The organism is Aeromonas sp. S8(2024) (assembly GCF_041403085.1).
In the GTDB taxonomy this organism is placed as follows: Bacteria; Pseudomonadota; Gammaproteobacteria; order Enterobacterales; family Aeromonadaceae; genus Aeromonas; species Aeromonas dhakensis.
Window position 1 is genome coordinate 732,134 of record NZ_JBGLRF010000002.1, and the last position, 18,250, is coordinate 750,383.

The following is an 18,250-nucleotide window of genomic DNA, read 5'->3' on the forward strand; positions in this document are numbered from 1 at the left end:
CCGATGCGTATCACCACCAACATGGTCTATGACCGCAACATCACCTCGCTGAACGGCGCCAACGAGCGGCTGAGCACTGCTTATGAACAGCTGATGACCGGCAACAAGTTCAAGACGGCGGGGGAGGACCCTTCCGGCATGAGCCAGAAGTTGGCGCTGACCAAGGAGATCGATCTCTTCAAGCAGTACGGGGTCAACGGCAGCCTGCTGGAAAACAGCCTGGGCCACGAGGAGACGGTGCTGACCGCCCTCAACACCGCCATGACCAGCGCCCAGACCCTGATCCAGAAGGCGAACGACTCGGCGGTGGGGTACGAGGATCGCCAGGCCATCGCCAGCGAGCTGGAGGGGCTGCAAAAGCAGATGTTCGACCTGATGAACAGCAAGAACTCCCAGGGCGAATATATCTTCGGCGGCAACCAGAGCAAGACCCAGCCCTTCATTCAGGATGCCAGCGGCAACTACATTTTTCAGGGGGATACCGGTCAGCGCAAGATCCAGGTGTCACCGACGGTGCAGATTGCCGCCAACGATTCGGGCTTCAACCTGTTCGAAATCGTGCCGACCCGTCGTACCAGCAGCGCGGCCAGCGCCAATATTCAGGTCGGGGTGGCCGATCAGGGCCACTTCGACAGTTTTTACCGCAACAATTACGACCCTTCGCTCGCCAGCAACCAGTACACGGTGAACACCATCGCCGGCACGCCGGATACCTACGAGATCCGGGATGGCGGCGGTACCCTGCTGCAAAGCGGCGACTATGTGGCGGGCAACAAGATCCCCTTCAACGGGCTGGAGCTGACTCTGTCGCTGCCGGCGGGGGGCGCGGCGCAGAACTTCGTGCTGGATCCGCCCCAGAACAACAACATCCTGGATGGCATGTCCGATTTCATCACGGCGCTGCGGGATCCCAACATCACGCCGGATACCTTCCAGCTGAAGGTGGCGGATGCCACCGCCCACATGAAGAATGCCCGTCTGAACGTGGATCAGGGGCTGGGGGAGATCGGCGGACGCATGAACGGGCTGGAGCAGGTGATGGGTTCGAACGAGGGCTTGAGTACCCTCAACCAGCAGGCGAGGGCCAAGGTCTCCGAAGCGGATCTCTATGAGGTGATCGCCACCCTGTCGAAAGAGGATGCGGCCCTGAGCGCCACCCAGCTCTCCTTTAGCAAGATCAGCAAGTTGACCCTGTTCGACTACATCCGCTGAGCTTTTTTCATCGCTTGCGGCCCTGGCTGGCCGCAAGCGATGGTTGCCGTTCCAGTCCCTTTTCCCCGCTTTTTTATCCTCATTCAACTCCCCTTGCCAACCAATTGTAACAAGCTGTTGCCATGGGCCATTTAGCCCCTTGCCCCGGGTTGACTCCTATTGAGCGTTCGATAATCATGCTGCCCGCACAACAGAGGGTTGTGCGACTATTTGCAGCATCTCGTTAGGCGAGGCTCCTGTATAAACACAGGCCACTGATCTCACGACGTCCAGAGACGCCCAAGATCAGGACAGTTTTCATCGGATTAAGGTGTAAACCCAAGTGGCTTCCGGCATGCCGGATACGTTATGCAGTGCTAAAGCTGGTACGTGGGGATGATGACACGCCGAACGGCGTCATTTCCTGCCTATTACTCGTCAATCAAATTGCTGTTTTCTTTCAGACGGCGACGGATCACCGTTCGCGCTCAGGCTTGCCTGAAATCACATGAGGTCATTTGTGATGAAGAAAACACAGACACTACTCAATCGTCACCAACTGCTCGATCTGGCCGCCCTGCAGGGCTGGCTGGAGCACAATCTGGACCCGGTGCAGCGCGCCGATCAACTGCTGACTCTGCGTCCGGAAGAGCTCAACTGCATCTTCGATACCCTGCCCATCAACGAGGGGGCGGCGCTGCTCGGTTCGCTCTCGGCAGAGTGTGCCGGCCGGCTGCTGATGCGGCTGCATGTCAGCATCGTCAGCCTGTTGCAGGGGGCCATGCCCCGTCGCGACATGCTGGCCATTCTGCGCCGGTTGGGAAGCAGTGATCGCACCATGCTGCTTGCCCGCTTCCCGGAGCAGGTACAGTCCACCTTCTACTCCCTGCTCGACTGGCCGACCGAATCGGTGGGCGCCAACATGCGTCACGAGTTTCTGGCCATCGGCGATCAGGAGACGGTGGGCAGTGCCAAGCAGCTGATCCACGATGCCTGGGACAACGCCCAGCTGTTCCAGAACCTCTATGTGGTCAACAACGACAAACGCCTGCTCGGCAGCATCTCGCTCAAATCCCTGCTGATTGCCGACCCGCAACTGCCGGTGAGCGAGCTGATGGACCGGGAGGTGGTGCGCATCAACGCTCGGGCGGATCAGGAGCTGGCCGCCCGCCTGCTGATCGATCGTGACCTCTCGACCCTGCCGGTCGAGGATCAGGGCAAGCTGGTGGGCATCTTCCACGTGGACGATGCAGCCGACATCCTGGAGCTCGAATCCACCGAGGATGCGGAGATGCAGGGTGGCTCCTCGCCGCTCGACACTCCCTATCTGCAGGCGACCCCCTGGCAACTGTGGCGCAAGCGGGTGGGCTGGCTGCTGATCCTGTTCGTGGCCGAAGCCTATACAGGTACCGTGCTGCGGGCGTTTGAAGAGCAGCTGGAGGCCGCCATCGCGCTGGCCTTCTTCATCCCGCTGCTGATCGGCACCGGCGGCAACAGCGGCACCCAGATCACCACCACGATTGTGCGTGCCATGGCGGTAGGGGAGGTGAGCCTGCGCAACCTCGGCACCGTGCTCAAAAAAGAGATCTCCACCGGTCTGCTCATCTCGGCCGCCATCGCGCTGGCGGCCTGGGTGCGGGCCTGGAGCCTGGGGGTCGGTCCCCAGATCGGCATGGTCGTCACCCTGACCATCATCGCCATCGTGCTGTGGAGCGCCACCGTCGCCTCTGTGATCCCCATGGTGCTGCGTCGCTTTCGCATCGACCCGGCGGTGGTGTCCGCCCCCTTCATCGCCACCCTGGTGGATGGCACTGGTCTCATCATCTACTTCGAGATCGCCAAGCTGCTGCTGCCCGAGCTGCAGTAAGTCGCCATCCGAAAACGCAAAAGGCAGCCCATGGGCTGCCTTTTTTGCACCCGTCGCCCGCGCTCAGCCGAGCTGGAACAGCAGTGGCCAGCCCTGCTCCTGGCAGTAGCGATGCTCCTTCTCCAGATTTTGCATCAGCAATTTGTTCTCCTCGCACCAGTCGAGTGGCAGGGTCACCACCAGCTGATCGCCTTGCGCCGCGACCTTCCACTCGGGCAGCAGGTTGTCCTGACGCCTGTGGTGGGCGGCCACCGCGAGGCGCAGGATGCGGATGCAGCGCAGCACCGTCTGCTCGTCGTGGTTGGGCAGGGCGGGCAGCTCGGCGAGTTTGAGCCCCTTGCGCTGGAAGCGCACCAGGGCCGCCAGCAGGGCTTGATCGTCCTGGTTGAAGCCGGGCAGGTCGGTGTGCTGCAGGATATAGGCTGAGTGGCGGTGGATGCCGCTGTAGTTGATGGCAAGGCCAATCTCGTGCAGCCGCGCCGCCCAGCCGAGGATGGCGCGATAGGGCTCTACCGGCAGCTGCCATGGCACCTGCAGGGCATCAAACAGGGTCAGCACGCTCTGTTCCACCCGGGCGGCCTGCTTTCGGTCCAGCCGGTAGTGGGTGCCGAGGGCCTGGGCGGTGCGCTCGCGAATGTCGTGGTGCTGCAGCCGCTCCTCGAACTCATACAGCAAGCCTTCGCGCAGGGCGCCGTCGGAGTACTCCATCCGTTCGATGGGCAGGGAGGTGAAGAGCCCGATCAGGATGGCGACCGCGGCGGCAAACACCTCCTGGCGCTCTTCGGTGAGGCCGGCCAGCTTGAGATCGCCGACCCGCTTGTGGGCCAGCATCTCCCGTTTGAGCTGCTCCAGCCCGGCGAGCGTGATGCTGCCGTCGGTCCAGCCCTCACCCTGCAGTACATCGCGCACGGTGCGGATCGATCCCGAGCTGCCGAGGCAGCTCTGCCAGCCCAGCTTGCGGTACTGGTTGATGATGGGGGCGAGCTGGTGTTGAGCCTCCAGCACGGCGCCGTTGAAGGCTTTTTCGCCGAGCTTGCCGTTGGCAAAGAAGCTCTGGGTAAAGCTGACGCAGCCCATCTTGCGGCTGGTGAGCGCCTTGTGTTCGAACCCTTCGCCGATGATGAGTTCGGTGCTGCCGCCGCCGATGTCCACCACCAGCACTTGTCCCTCGATGTGCTGGGTATGGGCGACCCCCTGATAGATGAGACGCGCCTCCTCCTGGCCGCTGATGATCTCGATGGGGTGGTTGAGCACCTTGGCCGCCTCGCTCACAAACTCGCGGGCATTGCTGGCGCGGCGCAACGTGTAGGTACCGGCGATGCGGATCTGATCCGGATTGATGTTGGTGAGCCGCTCGGCAAAGATCGACAGACAGGCGAGGCCGCGAGCCATCGCCTCCGGGCTCATCCGCTTGTGGGCATCCATCCCTTCGGCCAGCCGCACCCGCTCCTTGATGCGATCGACGATGCGAAAGCGCCCCTCGCTGAGATGGGCGATCACCATGTGAAAGCTGTTCGAGCCGAGATCGACGGCGGCGTACAGGCTATTGTCCATTGTTTGACTCTATGCGTTTGAGGTAGTCGTAAATCGCGACCTGGGAGCGAATTTTGCGGCGGTTGCCCCGCTTCACGTATTCGTTCTTCTGGTCGGCATCGATGACCCGCGCCTTGCAGGTGTCACTCAGTTGTAGCTCGAGAATATCCAGGATGCGCTGCTTGAGACGCTCGTCGTAGATGGGGGTACCCACCTCGATGCGACCGTCAATGTTGCGGCTCATCCAGTCGGCGCTGGAGATATAGAGCTGGGGGTTGCCCCGGTTGTGGAACACCATCACCCGCGGATGTTCGAGGAAGCGGTCGATGATGCTGATGACCCGGATGTTGTCGCTAAGACCCGGCACCCCGGGGCGCAGGGCGCACATGCCGCGGATGATCATCTGGATGGGCACCCCGGCCTGGCCGGCGGCATAGAGCCGGTTGATGAGATCCCTGTCCACCAGGTTGTTGATCTTGAGGGTGATGCCGCTTGGCTGCCCCGCCTTGGCGTTGGTGAGCTCGTTGTCGATGAGCCGATAGAGCTGGCGCCGGCTGTTGATGGGGGAGACCAGCAGGTGGTTGAACTTGTAGCGCCGGTAGGGATATTCGATGTATTCAAACACGCTCTCCACCTCGGCGGTGATGTCCGGGTGGCGGGTCAGCAGGGAGAAGTCGGTGTAGATCTTGGCGGTCTTCTCGTTGAAGTTGCCGGTGCCGATGTGGGCGTAACGCACCGCCTCGCCATGTTCGTGGCGGGTGATGAGGCAGAGCTTGGAGTGGATCTTGAGGCTCGGCACCCCGAACACCACCTTGACCCCCGCATTGGTCAGGATATTGGCCCAGTCGATGTTGGCCGCCTCGTCGAAGCGGGCGCGCAGCTCCACCACCACGGTCACCTTCTTGCCGTTGTTGGCGGCGTCGATGAGGGAGTGGATGATGCGCGACTTCTTGGCCACCCGGTAGATATTGATGCGAATGGCGCTCACCGCCGGATCGAAGGCCGCCTGGCGCACCAGCTCGGTGAAGTGGTGGAACTTGTGGTACGGGTAGTAGAGCAGTATGTCCTGCTTGGTGATGGCGTCGAAGGCGTTGACGAAACCGTCGAAGTCGCGGCAATCGAGCGCCGGCAGCTTGGGGTTCTCCAGATAGTCCCGACCCACGTTGGGGAAGCCGATGAAATCCTTGAAGTTGTGGTAGCGCCCGCCCGGCATGATGGCGTCGTAGGAGCTGATCTGCAGCTTGAGCTTCAAGAAGCTTATCATGGCCGCCGGCATCTCCCGCTCGTAGACGAAGCGCACCGGCATGGCGGTGAGGCGCTGTTTCAAGCCATCACTCATCTTGTCCACCAGGCTGAGGTCGAGCTGGTCGGAGAGGTCATACTCGGCATCCCGGGTCAGCTTGACCGCGTAGGCGGCAATCTCGTCGTAATCGAAGAAGCCCTTGAAGATCTCGTCCAGACAGAAGCGGATGACGTTGTCCAGGATGATGATCTGCTTCTTGCGGCGGGTGCCCTCCGGCGGCAGCTGGAAGAAGCGGGGCAGATCGTCGGTCGGCACCTCCACCAGGGCGTACTGGATCACCTGGCCGTTCTTCTTCATCTCGATGGCGAGATAGGTGTACTCGTCTTTCAGGAATTTGACCGGGTTGACCTCCTTGTTGAGCAGGATCGGGATGATGTGGCGCAGCACCTTCTCCTTGAAGAAGACCCGCAGCCACTGCTGGATGGATTCGGAGAGCTGGTTCTCGTTGACCAGAAAGATGTTGTGGCGGGCCAGCGCGATCAGCAGCTCCTTGTAGGTGTTGTCGAACGCCTCGCCGAGCGCCATCACCTTCTGCTGGATGGCCCGCAGCAACACCTTGGCATCGTCGTCGCCGCCGTGCACCTCGTTGATCAGGATGCGGCGCTTGACGTCCGACACCCGTACCTTGAAGAACTCGTCCTGGTTGGAGGAGAAGATCCCCAGAAAACGGACCCGCTCGATGAGCGGGACCGTCTTGTCCATCGCCTCTTGCAACACCCGTTCATTGAATGAGAGCCAACTCAGCTCCTTCTCTTCATACTGCTTGTCGGTGCTCATGTGATGCCTCTGTGGTCAGGTCGCGTCTGCGCGGCAGTTATGGCGTGGAAATATGACAGATTGATGACCATCCGCTCAGTCGATGAAGGCCTGGTCGATGTCGACCACCAGATCGTCGGAGAGGGACTCCAGCGCACTGATGAGATCCCCCAGTTCGAGCCGGGGCGGCAGCGCCACCAGGGCGTGGGCGTAGAAGAGCGGGGCGCCGGAATGGGGGGCGGGCTCGCAGCCGGTGGTGAGGTCGGCCACGTTGACGTTGAGCTGGCGCAAGATGCTGGCCACCTCGTGGACGATGCCGGCCCGGTCGTTGCCGGTGACGCTGACCATCACCTGCCGCTCCGGCTCCTGGCTGAGCTGGCCTTCGGCGAAGCTGACGGTGAGGCCGGGCAGCATCGCCAGCGCCTCGCACAGGCTGCGGTAGTGCTCGTCAGGCACGCTCACGTGCAGGATGCCGGCAAACTGTCCCGCCAGCTCGCTCATGGAGCTGGCCAGCCAGTTGCCCTGCTGGTGGCTGATGACGTCCGCCAGACTCTCGACGATACCGGGCTTGTCTGCGCCGATCACGGTCACGACCAATTGCTTTTGCATCCTGCTCTCCTTGGAATTGGGTTTCTCCAGCATTGTGCCTGCTGTCACAGGCCATATGAAGCCCCGCCGGCAGCAAAAATGGCGAAAAAGCGCGGCGAAGAGGGGGCTGACGCCATTTCTGCACTGCCTGCGCCCGCAGCTGCGTGGTAGAGTGATGCCCCTGTTTTGTATTGTGAAACTAGCTGGCTCTGGTGAGCGGGATGTGCGCGTATGAATAGCCTTGTCGTATCGGGATTGGTGTTGTTGGTGCTGCTTCTGCTGGCGATCTTCTGGAGCAGGGGCAAGAAGGGCAAGGCGCTGCCCTATGAGCTGCAGGAGACCCTGTTCAGCCCGGCGGAGCGCTCCTTCCTCGGTGTGCTGGATCTGGCGGTGGGCGACCAGGCTCGGGTCTTTGCCAAGGTGCGGGTGGCCGATGTGCTGACGCCGGAGGCGGGGATGGGCAAGAGCAAGTGGCAGCAGGCTTTCAACAAGATCAGCGCCAAGCACGTGGACTATCTGCTCTGCCACCCCTCGGATCTCTCCTTCATCTGCGCCATCGAGCTCGATGACAGCTCCCACCGCCATCAGAAGCGCAAGGCGCGGGATAGCTTCCTCAAGGCCGCCTTTGACAGTGCCGGTCTGCCGCTGCTGCAGATCCCGGCTAGCAGCCACTATCAGGTCGAGGAGCTGCGCGAACAGATCCTGCCGCTGCTGAACCGCAGCACGGATCTGCCGCAAGAGGATCTGCTGCCGGGCGAGCGCCGCGAACCCACCTTCAGCCCTCTGCAGCTGGACAGGGTCGAGGTGGAAGAGCCCCACCATGGTGGCCGAGCCCCGGCTGTGGCCCCCATCAAGGCCATCGTATCGCCACGCAGTGCGCCGCTGCCGGCGGCCGACGCCGAGCTGGTGGACAATCTGTTTGCCGAGGTGGAAGAGGACGAAGACGAGGCTCCCCATCAAGTGCCGCACTGCCCCCGTTGCGATGCGCCGTTGGTGGAGCGGGAAGCCAAGAAGGGACCCCATGCCGGCCGCCTGTTCCTGGCCTGCAGCCGCTTCCCCGAGTGCCGTTACGCCGCGCCCCACACTCACGCCCGCCATTGACCATCCTGCCTGCTTGCGGCCCGCTACGGGCCGCAAGCAGGCGCTCTCGCTCCTGTTCCTCTCATCCTCTTGTTTGCCTGCGGCCTGCCCGCGTTACCCAAAAAAAGAGTCGACAAAATTTATCTTGTGGCGCCGTTGGGTCGATAAACTTAGGTGAAATGCGACAAATTTTGACAATGCGTCGGAATTTTGGCACTTTGTGCATCCTGCATAAAGTGCGTGGCTTGACCACATAAGCACAATAAAACAATAAGTTACGTCGAGAATAGAGGGATGGATATGATGGCAATGGGAGTGTTGATTGTTGACGCCGATGCGCAGCGGCGCCAACAGTTGGGGACAGTTCTCTCGTTCATGGGGATCCCCTGGCAGGAGGTTGCCGAGGGTGATCTGGAGGTTGCCATCGAGTCATCCGGCCCGCTGCAGGGGGTACTGACCGGTGCCCTCAATGGCCGGCCGCTGGGCGAGCTGCTGACCGGTTTTCCCCGGGTACCCTTCCTGTCGCTGGTGGAAGCCGACTTCCCCAACAGCAACTTTATCGGGGTGGCCGAGTCCCCCTTCACCTACGAATCCCTGACCCGCCATCTGCACTTTTGCCAGGCCTTCGTCTCCCTCCACCCCCGTCAGCAGACCCATGACAAGGGGCAGGCGCTGCTGCGCCTGCTGGTGGGCAAGGGCAAGGGGATCCAGGAGGTGCGCCGGCTCATCAGCCAGGTGGCCGAGACCGATGCCAATGTGTTGATCCTCGGCGAATCGGGTACCGGCAAGGAGGTGGTGGCGCGCGCCATCCATGAACTATCGGCCCGAAGCGCGGGCCCCTTCGTGCCCATCAACTGCGGCGCCATCCCGGCCGAGCTGCTCGAGAGCGAGCTGTTCGGCCACGAGAAGGGGGCCTTCACCGGCGCCATCGCCGCCCGGCGCGGTCGCTTCGAACTGGCCCAGGGGGGCACCCTGTTTCTCGACGAGATCGGCGACATGCCGTTGCCGATGCAGGTCAAGCTGCTGCGGGTGCTGCAGGAGCGGATGTTTGATCGGGTCGGCGGTGGCAAGCCGATTCAGGCGGACGTGCGCATCATCGCGGCCACTCACCGGGATCTGGAGGCGATGATCCGCACCCAGGTCTTCCGTGAAGATCTCTACTATCGCCTCAACGTCTTCCCCATCGAAACCCCGCCGCTGCGGGATCGGGCCGACGACATCCCGCTGCTGCTGCAGGAGCTGCTCAATCGCCACGCCGAGCTGCACCAGGGGATGATCCGCCTGACCCAGCGCGCCATGGAGTCCCTGATGCAGTATCCTTGGCCTGGCAACGTGCGCGAGCTCTCCAACCTGCTGGAGCGGCTGCTCATCCTCTACCCGCAGCAGATCGTCGATGTGGCCGACCTGCCGAGCCGCTATCGGCTGCTGCCGTGCGAGCCGCGGGACGAGCGGCTGACCGAGATGGACGAGCGCGATGCACTGGCCGCCGTGTTCCAGGATCCACCCGAGCTGGATCTGCCCGCCAGCCACGCCCGCGCCATGCAACTGCCGGAGGAGGGGGTCAACCTCAAGGAGATGCTGGCCGACCTGGAAGTGGAGCTGATCCGCCAGGCGCTGGAGTCCCAGGATGGGGTGGTGGCCCGAGCCGCCGACCTGCTCGGCATGCGCCGTACAACCCTGGTGGAGAAGATGAAAAAATACGGGATGAGCAAGGAAGCATAAGGGTCAAAGCCTTGACGCCTGGCTTCAAGGCTTTGATTTTATATATAAAATTTAGTGGCATGGAAATTGAATAAGCTGACTCAGTCGCCAGTTTGAGGTCAGCTTTATGACAGCCCAGCCGCAGGAAAACCCGCTCCAGTCTCACGAGGTGAGCCAGCTTTACGCCATCTTCACGGCGCTGCCCACCGGTGTCTTGCTGCTCGACGGTGAGGGCCGGATCACCCGGGCCAACCCGGCCGCCAAGGCGCTGCTGGGGGAGCCGCTGGAAGGGCAGGCCTGGCGCCAGATCATCGACCGCTGCTTTCAGCCCCGCGAGGATGACGGCCACGAGATCTCCCTGCGCGATGGGCGCCGGGTTCAGCTCTCGACTCAGCCGCTGCCGGATCAGCCGGGCCAGCTGGTGTTCATCAACGATCTGACCGAAACCCGCCAGCTGCAAGACCGCATCAACCACATGAAGCGGTTGTCGGCCCTTGGCAACATGGCCGCCTCGCTGGCCCACCAGATCCGCACGCCGCTCTCCGCCGCCATGCTCTATGCCGCCAACCTGGCCAACCGCACCCTCAAACCCGAATCCCGCAGCCAGTTCCAGCAAAAGCTGATGGCACGCCTGCAGGATCTCGAGAAGCAGATCAACGACATCCTGTTGTTTGCCCGCAACGGCGACAACCAGGTGGTGACCCCCACCTCGGTACAGGGACTGCTGGCAGAGGTGCAGGCAGGGGCCGAAGCCTTCTGTGCCCAGCAGGGCTGCGAGCTGCACATGGAGGCGCCGGAGCCTGATCTCTGCCTGCTGGCCAACAACAGTGCGCTGGCGGGGGCCGTCAACAACCTCATCGCCAACGCCCAGCAGGCGGGGGCAACCTCCTTGCTGGTGAGCGCAGTGCGCAGCGGCGCCCGGGTGGAGCTGCGCATCCTCGACAACGGCAAGGGGATGCCTGCTCACTTGCTCAGCCAGATCTTCGAACCCTTTTTTACCACCCGCTCTCAGGGCACAGGCCTTGGGCTGGCGGTGGTGCAATCCGTCGTCCGTGCCCATCAGGGGGAGGTCAGCGTGGCCTCAGTCCCCGGCGAGGGCACCTGTTTTACCCTGTCGTTCCCCCTGCATCAGCAGGCGGTGCAGTTAGGAGGTGTCGCATGAGACATGTTGGGCGTCAGCGCCATCCGGCAGGGATCAATATCAATGCGGCCAGGCTGGCTGTGGTGGGAGGTGTAGCATGACTCAGGCCCGGATCCTGGTAGTGGAAGATGACAATGGCCTGCGCGAAGCGCTGATGGATACCCTGTTGCTCGGTGGCTATGAGTGCCGCGAGGTGGACAGCGGTGAGCGGGCCCTGCTGGCCCTGTCGCGCCAGAGTTTCGACATGGTGATCTCGGATATCCAGATGGGGGGAATGGACGGCCTGACCCTGCTGGCCACCATTCGTCAGCAATATCCCCAGGTGCCGGTGCTGTTGATGACCGCCTACGCCAATATTGACGGCGCGGTGCGGGCCATGCGCGAAGGGGCCATCGATTACCTGGCCAAGCCCTTCTCCCCCGAGGTGCTGCTCAATCAGGTCAGCCGCTATGTGCCGGCCCAGAAGGTGGAGAAACGGGCCGTGGTCTACGGCGATCCCAAGACTGCCGAGCTGTTCCAGCTGGCGACCCGGGTGGCCAGAAGCGAGGCCACCGTGATGGTGACCGGTCCGAGCGGGACCGGCAAAGAGGTGCTGGCCCGCTACATCCACGACAACTCCAGCCGCGCCGAACAGACGTTCGTCGCCATCAACTGCGCCGCCATTCCGGAAAACATGCTGGAGGCCACCCTGTTCGGCTACGAGAAGGGGGCCTTTACCGGCGCGGTGCAGGGCTGCCCCGGCAAGTTCGAACAGGCCCAGGGGGGGACCCTGCTGCTCGACGAGATCACCGAGATGGATCTGGGGTTGCAGGCCAAGCTGCTGCGGGTGCTGCAGGAGAAAGAGGTGGAGCGGCTCGGCAGCCGCAAGCTGATCCCGCTCGACGTGCGGGTCATCGCCACCAGCAACCGGGATCTGAAAAAAGCGGTGCAAGACGGCCTGTTTCGCGAGGATCTCTACTATCGCCTCAATGTCTTCCCGCTGCGCTGGACGGCGCTGTGGGAGCGTCCCGGCGACATACTGCCGCTGGCGGAGCACCTGCTGGCGCTGCATGCCGGTCAGCAGGGACTGCCGACGCCGCAACTGACCGAGGCGGCCCGCGAACGGCTGCTGGCTCACCCCTGGCCCGGCAACGTGCGCGAGCTCGACAACGTGGTGCAGCGCGCCCTCATTCTGAGCCCGGATGGCCTCATCGGTTGCGAGCACCTCATTCTGGAAGAGGTGGAGGAAGAGGAGATCCGCCTGGTCGGCAACGAGCGCAGCTGCGGCAGCGAACACCTGGGCAGCGAGCTCAAGCAGCAGGAGCACCAGATCATTCTCGACACCCTGCAGGATTGCAACGGCAGCCGCAAGGCGGTGGCCGACCGGCTCGGCATCAGCCCGCGCACCCTGCGCTACAAGCTGGCCCAGATGCGCGAGGCGGGGATCGACCTGCCAGCCTGAGGCCATTCCGGGCCCGACCATTGGCCGCAGTGCGGGAGGCATCATGGTCTTGCCGGCCCGCCTCGATTATCATGGGGCCTCGGCGTTATGAGCCCGATTCCTGTCTGTATCGCAGCACAGGGGTCGGCGCCTTTATAAGGTACCCCTATGATCTCTCATCGAAAACTGGAAAGCGTACTCAACCATCTGCTCGAACCCCACGCCATCAAGGATTACTGCCCCAATGGCCTGCAGGTGGAGGGGCGTGAGCGCATTCGCAAGGTGGTGACCGGCGTGACCGCCAGCCAGGCTCTGATCGACGCGGCCGTGGCTGCCGATGCTGACGCCATCCTGGTCCATCACGGCTATTTCTGGAGCGGCGAGCCGGCCCAGATCACCGGCATGAAACAGCGCCGCATCAAGAGCCTGCTGACCCACGACATCAACCTGTTTGCCTATCACCTGCCGCTGGACGTGCACCCCGAGGTGGGTAACAACGCCCAGCTGGCCCAGTTGCTGGGCATCAAGGTGCGCCGCGGCCTCGAGCCCTGGAACAGCAAGAGCGTCGCCATGGTGGGCAAGCTGGAAGAGCCCATGAGCGGCGCCGATTTTGCCAAGCTGATTGCCGAGCGCCTTGGCCGTGAACCGCTCCATTGCGGCGACAGCGGCCCCGAGCTCATTCGCTCGGTGGCCTGGTGCACCGGTGGCGGCCAGAGCTACATCAATCTGGCGGCGGAGCAGGGCATCGATGCCTTCATCTCTGGCGAAGCCTCCGAGCAGACCATCCACACCGCCCGCGAGATGGGCATGCACTTCTACGCTGCCGGTCACCACGCCACCGAGCGTTACGGCGTCAAGGCGCTGGGGGAGTGGCTGGCGACGGTGCATGGGCTGGATGTCACCTTTATCGATATCGACAATCCGGTCTAGGTTCGATTAGCCGCGTAGCGGGGTAATCGGACCTGACAGCAGCAAGTGTGCTGGTAGATAGAAATGACAAGGGAGGCCTGAGCCTCCCTTGTTCTATTTTGCATGCTGCGGTTAACCGTTACTCGCTGGCATAACCCGCGGGACCGAGCAGGGCGCCGTCGAGCAGGGCGGCCCCCTCCAGCATCTGCAGCCTGCCTTCACAGAACCACTGCACCACCAGCGGGTAGATGCTGTGCTCCTGCACCTGCACCCGGGCCGCCACCTCTTCGGCCGTGTCCCCTTCGAAGATGGGAACGCGGGCCTGCAGGATCACCGGGCCGCCGTCGAGCTCTTCGGTGACGAAGTGGACGCTGGCGCCGTGTTCGTCGTCACCGGCGTCGATGGCGCGTTGGTGGGTGTGCAGCCCCTGGTACTTGGGCAGCAGGGAGGGGTGGATGTTGACCATCCGACCGGCAAAGTGCCGCACCAGGTCGGCACTCAGGATCCGCATAAAGCCGGCCAGCACCACCAGGTCGGGCTGATAGTCGTTCATCAGCGCCAGCAGGGCGGCGTCATACTCCTCCCGACTAGCAAACTGCTGCTGGGCCAGGATGGCGGTGGCCACCCCCGCCTCTTTGGCGCGCACCAGCCCGTAGGCATCGGCCTTGTTGCTGATGACGCCGACCACCTGACCGGCAATCTTGCCGTCGGCGCAACTGTCGAGAATGGTCTGCAGGTTGCTGCCGTTGCCGGAGATAAGGACCAGGATCCGCATCATTGGATGATGACCTGCTCCTCGCCATCGGCCGCCTTGGCGATGTGGCCGATATGCCAGGCGTTCTCGCCTTCCGCCTTGAGCAGGGTCAGCGCTTTTTCAAGCTGATCCGCCGGCAGGGCGATGATCATGCCGACGCCGCAGTTGAAGGTGCGGTACATCTCGTGGCGGGTGACGTTGCCAGCTTCTTGCAGCCAGCTGAACACCGCCGGCCACTGCCAGCTCTGCTCGTCGATCACCGCTTGGGTGTTGGCGGGCAGCACGCGCGGGATGTTTTCCCAGAAGCCGCCACCGGTGATGTGGGAGAGGGCGTGGATCTCGCACTCCTTGATGAGCTTGAGCACGGGTTTCACATAGATGCGGGTCGGCTCCAGCAGGGCATTGGCCAGGGTGGTATCACCCAGTGGCTGCTGCACGTCGGCCTTGGAGACTTCCAGGATCTTGCGAATGAGGGAGAAGCCGTTGGAGTGGGGGCCGCTGGCGGCCAGGGCGATCAGGGCATCCCCTTCGCCGACCTTGCTGCCGTCGATGATCTCGCTCTTCTCCACCACACCGACGCAGAAACCGGCGATGTCGTAGTCTTCCCCTTCATACATGCCCGGCATCTCGGCGGTTTCGCCGCCTACCAGGGCGCAGCCGGACTGCTCGCAGCCGGCACCGATGCCGGTGACCACGGCCGCGGCGGTGTCCACGTCCAGCTTGCCGGTGGCATAGTAATCGAGGAAGAAGAGGGGCTCGGCGCCCTGCACGATCAGGTCATTGACGCACATGGCCACCAGATCGATGCCCACGGTGTCGTGCTTCTTCAGGTTGATGGCGAGGCGCAGCTTGGTGCCCACCCCGTCGGTGCCGGAGACCAGCACCGGCTCCTTGTAGCCCGCAGGGATTTGACACAAGGCCCCAAAGCCGCCAAGACCACCAAGGACTTCAGGACGACGAGTGCGCTTTGACACGCCCTTGATACGTTCAACCAGTGCATTGCCGGCATCGATATCCACGCCAGCATCCTTGTAGCTCAGTGAGGTTTTGTCAGTCACGCGTATTCCCCGTCATATAAAGAAGTGGAGGGTAAAATTCGGGGCGTATTCTAACAGTGGCGGTGAAAAACCAGAAAAGAAATCGTTTGCGCGTTTTTGCGCGGAAATGCTCTACAAGCGGCGGCTTTTGTTGTATGATTCCGCGATTTTTTTGCGGCAGTTAGAGGAGATAATAATGAAAGTCGTTGAAGTCAAACACCCCCTGGTCAAGCACAAGATCGGTCTGATGCGTGAAGGCGATATCAGCACCAAGCGTTTCCGTGAACTGGCCAAGGAAGTGGGCAGTTTGTTGACCTACGAAGCGACCTCTGACTTCGAAACCGAGAAGGTTACCATCGATGGCTGGAACGGGCCAGTGGAAGTTGACCAGATCAAGGGCAAGAAGGTCACCGTGGTGCCCATCCTGCGTGCCGGTCTGGGCATGATGGACGGCGTGCTGGAGCACATGCCGAGCGCCCGCGTCAGCGTGGTCGGTATCTACCGCGACGAAGAGACCCTGCAGCCGGTTCCCTACTTCGAGAAGATTGTCAGCAACATCGAAGAACGTCTGGCGCTGGTCATCGACCCCATGCTGGCCACCGGCGGCTCCATGATCGCCACCATCGACCTGCTCAAGAAGAAGGGCTGCCAGTCCATCAAGGTGCTGGTGCTGGTTGCCGCGCCGGAAGGCATCAAGGCGCTGGAAGCCGCTCACCCGGACGTGGAGCTGTTCTGCGCCTCCATCGACCAGGGCCTGAACGAGAAGGGCTACATTGTCCCGGGTCTGGGCGACGCCGGCGACAAGATCTTCGGCACCAAGTAAGCCTCGCTCGCCTCATCGCGTGCCTGCAGGCGCGCAAATGGAGCCGGCACCTCGCCGGCTCCGCTGTTTCTCCCGCCCCTGGCTTGCTGCCATGCGCGCCTTGCCGCTACCATAAGCACCATCTCCCATTTCGAGACTTTTCTCATGCTCAAACGTGTTGTGACCGCCCTCTGCTGCGGCTTGTCATTCATGGTGTCGGCCGCTCAGGTGACCGATCTCTATCAGGGCAAGGCCCCCACCAGCGGCGACATGGCGGCAGCCCAGTCCCAGGCTCTGGGCGAGGTGCTGATCAAGGTGACCGGCAAGCGCGACATCCTGACCCAGCCGGCGGTGGTCAAGGCGCTGGCGGCCCCCGGTGCGTTCGTGCAGCACTACGGTTATCAGGACGTGGGGCCGGTGAAGTTTCTCAAGGCCGATTTCGACGTGACCAAGGTCAATGCCCTGGTGGCCGAGAGCAAGTTCGCCCTGCTGGGCCCGGCCCGGCCGCAAGTGGCCATCTGGCTGGTGATCAATGAAGGGGAGCGGCGCATTCTGCCGGATCAGTCCAGCGATGGCTGGGCCGTCGCCCTGCGTACCCAGGCCCAGGCGATGGGGCTGCCGGTCAGCATTCCGCTGATGGACTTGGACGACAACATGGCGGTCAATGCCACCGACGTCTGGGGCCGTTTCGCCGATCCCATCCTCAAGGCGAGCCAGCGTTACGGTGCCGAGATGGTGGTGCTGGGCAAGCTCACCCCTGAAGGTGACAAGTGGAGCATCGACTGGGGTCTCTACGGGCCCAAGGCCGGCGGTGAGCTGAGCGAACTGACCAGAGGCGAGGGTTCTGGCACCCAGGCCGAGGTGGCGCAGACGTTCGCCGATGCCCTGGCAGGCTGGCTGGTGCAGAACTACGGGGCGCGCATCTCCGGTGTTGCCTCCAGCCAGACACTGGTGGTGGAGGGGTTGTCAGGCATCGACGGCATGATCACGGTGCAGAAAATGCTGCAGGGGATGGCCAGCGTCACCAAGGTGGAGATTGGCAAACTGGAGGGGGACAAGGTGACCTTCAACCTGAGCCTGCAGGGGGACAAGGCCGAGCTCATCCGCGGGCTGCAGCTGGAGAGCCGGTTGCGCCAGCTGGCGGATACCCCAGAGGGGCTGAGCTACCAGTGGTCGCAGCCCTGATCCTGGCCGAGGATCCTGACCGTTCGGCTGTGAGGCATGGGCGCTCTCCTGCCAGGGCTTGAGCGCGCCGGCCAAGGAGTAGCCGTTCCCGTTAGCAATGGTCGCAGCCTGGATCCTTTATGAGGATCCACACCGCCCGGCATCGTCCGGGCGGTTCTCTATCCGCCTTCGCGATGATACACTTGCCCGCAAATGTCACAGTCAAAGCCCAACGAGTGAAGCAACCGGCCCAACTGTCTTTAGCCGTACAACTACCGGATGATGAAACCTTCGTCAGTTTTTATCCCGGCAACAATGCTCATCTGATCACCGCCCTCAAGAATGCGGCCATTGGTCAGGGTTCGCCTTTCCTCTATTTCTGGGGGGCCAAGGGATCGGGCCGCTCCCATCTGCTGCACGCCACCTGTGCCGAGGTCAATGCCCGCGACGCCGCAGCCGCTTATCTCTCCCTCGATCAGTTCGAACAGCTGGATCCCAGCATGCTCGATGCCCTCGAAAGCCTGCCGCTGGTCTGCCTCGACAGCCTGGAGGCTATCGCTGGCAATGCCCTGTGGGAGCGCGCCCTGTTCGACTTTTACAATCGTTGGAAGGAGAAGGGCGAGGGGACCCTGGTGGTGACCGGTTGCAGCGCGCCGCGCAAACTGGGGCTGCAGCTGCCGGATCTCGCCTCCCGTCTCGATTGGGGGGTGAGCTTCCACCTCGACGAGCTGGACGATGAGGGCAAGCTCAGTGCCCTGCAGCTGCGTGCCGAGCTGCGGGGCTTCAAACTGCCCATCGACGTGGGCCGCTTCCTGCTCAACCGTCTCTCGCGCGATATGCGTACCCTGCTCACCACCCTCAATCAGCTCGACAACGCCTCTTTTCGTGCCAAGCGCAAGCTGACCATCCCCTTTGTTAAAGAGATCCTCGAGCTCTGAGTCCTTCGGGTGTGCTTGAGCGTGAGCGACGCCTAAGCAATGAATAAAAAGAAAAGAAACCCCGGC

Annotated in this window: 15 protein-coding genes and 1 riboswitch; of the genes, 10 read left to right on the forward strand and 5 right to left on the reverse strand. The window is 62.6% G+C overall.

Going from position 1 to position 18,250, the window contains the following annotated elements; translation table 11 throughout:
• Positions 1-3: 3 nt before the first annotated feature.
• A complete protein-coding gene (gene flgL / locus ACB031_RS07920) occupies positions 4-1,212 on the forward strand; it encodes a flagellar hook-associated protein FlgL (RefSeq protein WP_005302757.1) in 1,209 nt (402 codons plus the stop codon).
• Between the two features lie 212 nt (positions 1,213-1,424).
• A riboswitch (M-box (ykoK) riboswitch) is annotated at positions 1,425-1,594 on the forward strand.
• 120 nt (positions 1,595-1,714) lie between these two features.
• A complete protein-coding gene (mgtE, locus tag ACB031_RS07925; protein WP_005302756.1) occupies positions 1,715-3,058 on the forward strand; it encodes a magnesium transporter in 1,344 nt (447 codons plus the stop codon).
• A 63-nt stretch (positions 3,059-3,121) separates the two neighbouring features.
• Here the strand turns inward: mgtE and ppx are convergent, their stop codons facing one another.
• The 3 genes from ppx to ACB031_RS07940 all read right to left on the reverse strand — a co-directional run bounded on the left by ppx (position 3,122) and on the right by ACB031_RS07940 (position 7,259).
• Complete coding sequence (gene ppx / locus ACB031_RS07930; RefSeq protein ID WP_017786255.1) at positions 3,122-4,612, reverse strand: exopolyphosphatase; 1,491 nt, start codon at positions 4,610-4,612, stop codon at positions 3,122-3,124.
• Positions 4,602-6,671, reverse strand: a complete 2,070-nt coding sequence (ppk1, locus tag ACB031_RS07935) for a polyphosphate kinase 1 (protein WP_371139324.1) — start codon at positions 6,669-6,671, stop codon at positions 4,602-4,604. The genes ppx and ppk1 overlap by 11 nt, the downstream gene beginning before the upstream one ends.
• A gap of 75 nt (positions 6,672-6,746) precedes the next feature.
• Complete coding sequence (locus tag ACB031_RS07940) at positions 6,747-7,259, reverse strand: glycine cleavage system protein R (protein ID WP_005302753.1); 513 nt, start codon at positions 7,257-7,259, stop codon at positions 6,747-6,749.
• A gap of 210 nt (positions 7,260-7,469) precedes the next feature.
• On the opposite strand from ACB031_RS07940, the gene ACB031_RS07945 reads away from it, so the two are divergent.
• From ACB031_RS07945 to ACB031_RS07965, 5 genes are all read left to right on the forward strand, one after another.
• On the forward strand, positions 7,470-8,339 hold the full coding sequence (locus ACB031_RS07945) for a DUF2726 domain-containing protein (RefSeq protein ID WP_041203635.1): 870 nt from the start codon (positions 7,470-7,472) through the stop codon (positions 8,337-8,339).
• Between the two features lie 279 nt (positions 8,340-8,618).
• Positions 8,619-10,040 carry a sigma-54 dependent transcriptional regulator gene (locus ACB031_RS07950; protein WP_005302751.1) on the forward strand — a complete coding sequence of 474 codons (1,422 nt, stop codon included), beginning with the start codon at positions 8,619-8,621 and terminating at the stop codon, positions 10,038-10,040.
• Between the two features lie 106 nt (positions 10,041-10,146).
• Entirely contained in the window at positions 10,147-11,181 is a 1,035-nt protein-coding gene (locus tag ACB031_RS07955; protein ID WP_126881483.1) for a sensor histidine kinase, read from the forward strand.
• A 76-nt stretch (positions 11,182-11,257) separates the two neighbouring features.
• Complete coding sequence (locus tag ACB031_RS07960) at positions 11,258-12,601, forward strand: sigma-54-dependent transcriptional regulator (RefSeq protein WP_371139325.1); 1,344 nt, start codon at positions 11,258-11,260, stop codon at positions 12,599-12,601.
• Between the two features lie 147 nt (positions 12,602-12,748).
• On the forward strand, positions 12,749-13,510 hold the full coding sequence (locus tag ACB031_RS07965; RefSeq protein ID WP_019838847.1) for a Nif3-like dinuclear metal center hexameric protein: 762 nt from the start codon (positions 12,749-12,751) through the stop codon (positions 13,508-13,510).
• A gap of 118 nt (positions 13,511-13,628) precedes the next feature.
• Here the strand turns inward: ACB031_RS07965 and purN are convergent, their stop codons facing one another.
• Together purN and purM are read right to left on the reverse strand one after the other, a co-directional pair.
• Entirely contained in the window at positions 13,629-14,267 is a 639-nt protein-coding gene (purN, locus tag ACB031_RS07970) for a phosphoribosylglycinamide formyltransferase (protein WP_010633472.1), read from the reverse strand.
• Positions 14,264-15,301 carry a phosphoribosylformylglycinamidine cyclo-ligase gene (gene purM / locus ACB031_RS07975; protein ID WP_043169688.1) on the reverse strand — a complete coding sequence of 346 codons (1,038 nt, stop codon included), beginning with the start codon at positions 15,299-15,301 and terminating at the stop codon, positions 14,264-14,266. The genes purN and purM overlap by 4 nt, the downstream gene beginning before the upstream one ends.
• 175 nt (positions 15,302-15,476) lie before the next feature.
• Between purM and upp the strand changes: the two genes are divergently transcribed.
• The 3 genes from upp (at position 15,477) to hda (ending at position 18,184) form a co-directional block, all read left to right on the forward strand.
• Complete coding sequence (gene upp / locus ACB031_RS07980; RefSeq protein ID WP_005302745.1) at positions 15,477-16,103, forward strand: uracil phosphoribosyltransferase; 627 nt, start codon at positions 15,477-15,479, stop codon at positions 16,101-16,103.
• A gap of 144 nt (positions 16,104-16,247) precedes the next feature.
• Entirely contained in the window at positions 16,248-17,267 is a 1,020-nt protein-coding gene (locus tag ACB031_RS07985) for a DUF2066 domain-containing protein (protein ID WP_043169686.1), read from the forward strand.
• A 215-nt stretch (positions 17,268-17,482) separates the two neighbouring features.
• A complete protein-coding gene (gene hda, locus ACB031_RS07990; protein WP_010633474.1) occupies positions 17,483-18,184 on the forward strand; it encodes a DnaA inactivator Hda in 702 nt (233 codons plus the stop codon).
• The last annotated feature ends 66 nt before the right edge of the window (positions 18,185-18,250 follow it).

Bases quoted from the DNA above. Each gene is read 5' to 3' on its own strand.
- upp (WP_005302745.1), top strand. From the start codon at position 15,477: ATGAAAGTCGTTGAAGTCAAACACCCCCTGGTCAAGCACAAGATCGGT.
- ppk1 (WP_371139324.1), bottom strand. From the start codon at position 6,671: ATGAGCACCGACAAGCAGTATGAAGAGAAGGAGCTGAGTTGGCTCTCA.
- ACB031_RS07955 (WP_126881483.1), top strand. From the start codon at position 10,147: ATGACAGCCCAGCCGCAGGAAAACCCGCTCCAGTCTCACGAGGTGAGC.
- ACB031_RS07945 (WP_041203635.1), top strand. From the start codon at position 7,470: ATGAATAGCCTTGTCGTATCGGGATTGGTGTTGTTGGTGCTGCTTCTG.
- ACB031_RS07985 (WP_043169686.1), top strand. From the start codon at position 16,248: ATGCTCAAACGTGTTGTGACCGCCCTCTGCTGCGGCTTGTCATTCATG.
- mgtE (WP_005302756.1), top strand. From the start codon at position 1,715: ATGAAGAAAACACAGACACTACTCAATCGTCACCAACTGCTCGATCTG.
- purN (WP_010633472.1), bottom strand. From the start codon at position 14,267: ATGATGCGGATCCTGGTCCTTATCTCCGGCAACGGCAGCAACCTGCAG.
- ACB031_RS07940 (WP_005302753.1), bottom strand. From the start codon at position 7,259: ATGCAAAAGCAATTGGTCGTGACCGTGATCGGCGCAGACAAGCCCGGT.
- flgL (WP_005302757.1), top strand. From the start codon at position 4: ATGCGTATCACCACCAACATGGTCTATGACCGCAACATCACCTCGCTG.
- ACB031_RS07965 (WP_019838847.1), top strand. From the start codon at position 12,749: ATGATCTCTCATCGAAAACTGGAAAGCGTACTCAACCATCTGCTCGAA.
- ACB031_RS07950 (WP_005302751.1), top strand. From the start codon at position 8,619: ATGATGGCAATGGGAGTGTTGATTGTTGACGCCGATGCGCAGCGGCGC.
- ACB031_RS07960 (WP_371139325.1), top strand. From the start codon at position 11,258: ATGACTCAGGCCCGGATCCTGGTAGTGGAAGATGACAATGGCCTGCGC.
- ppx (WP_017786255.1), bottom strand. From the start codon at position 4,612: ATGGACAATAGCCTGTACGCCGCCGTCGATCTCGGCTCGAACAGCTTT.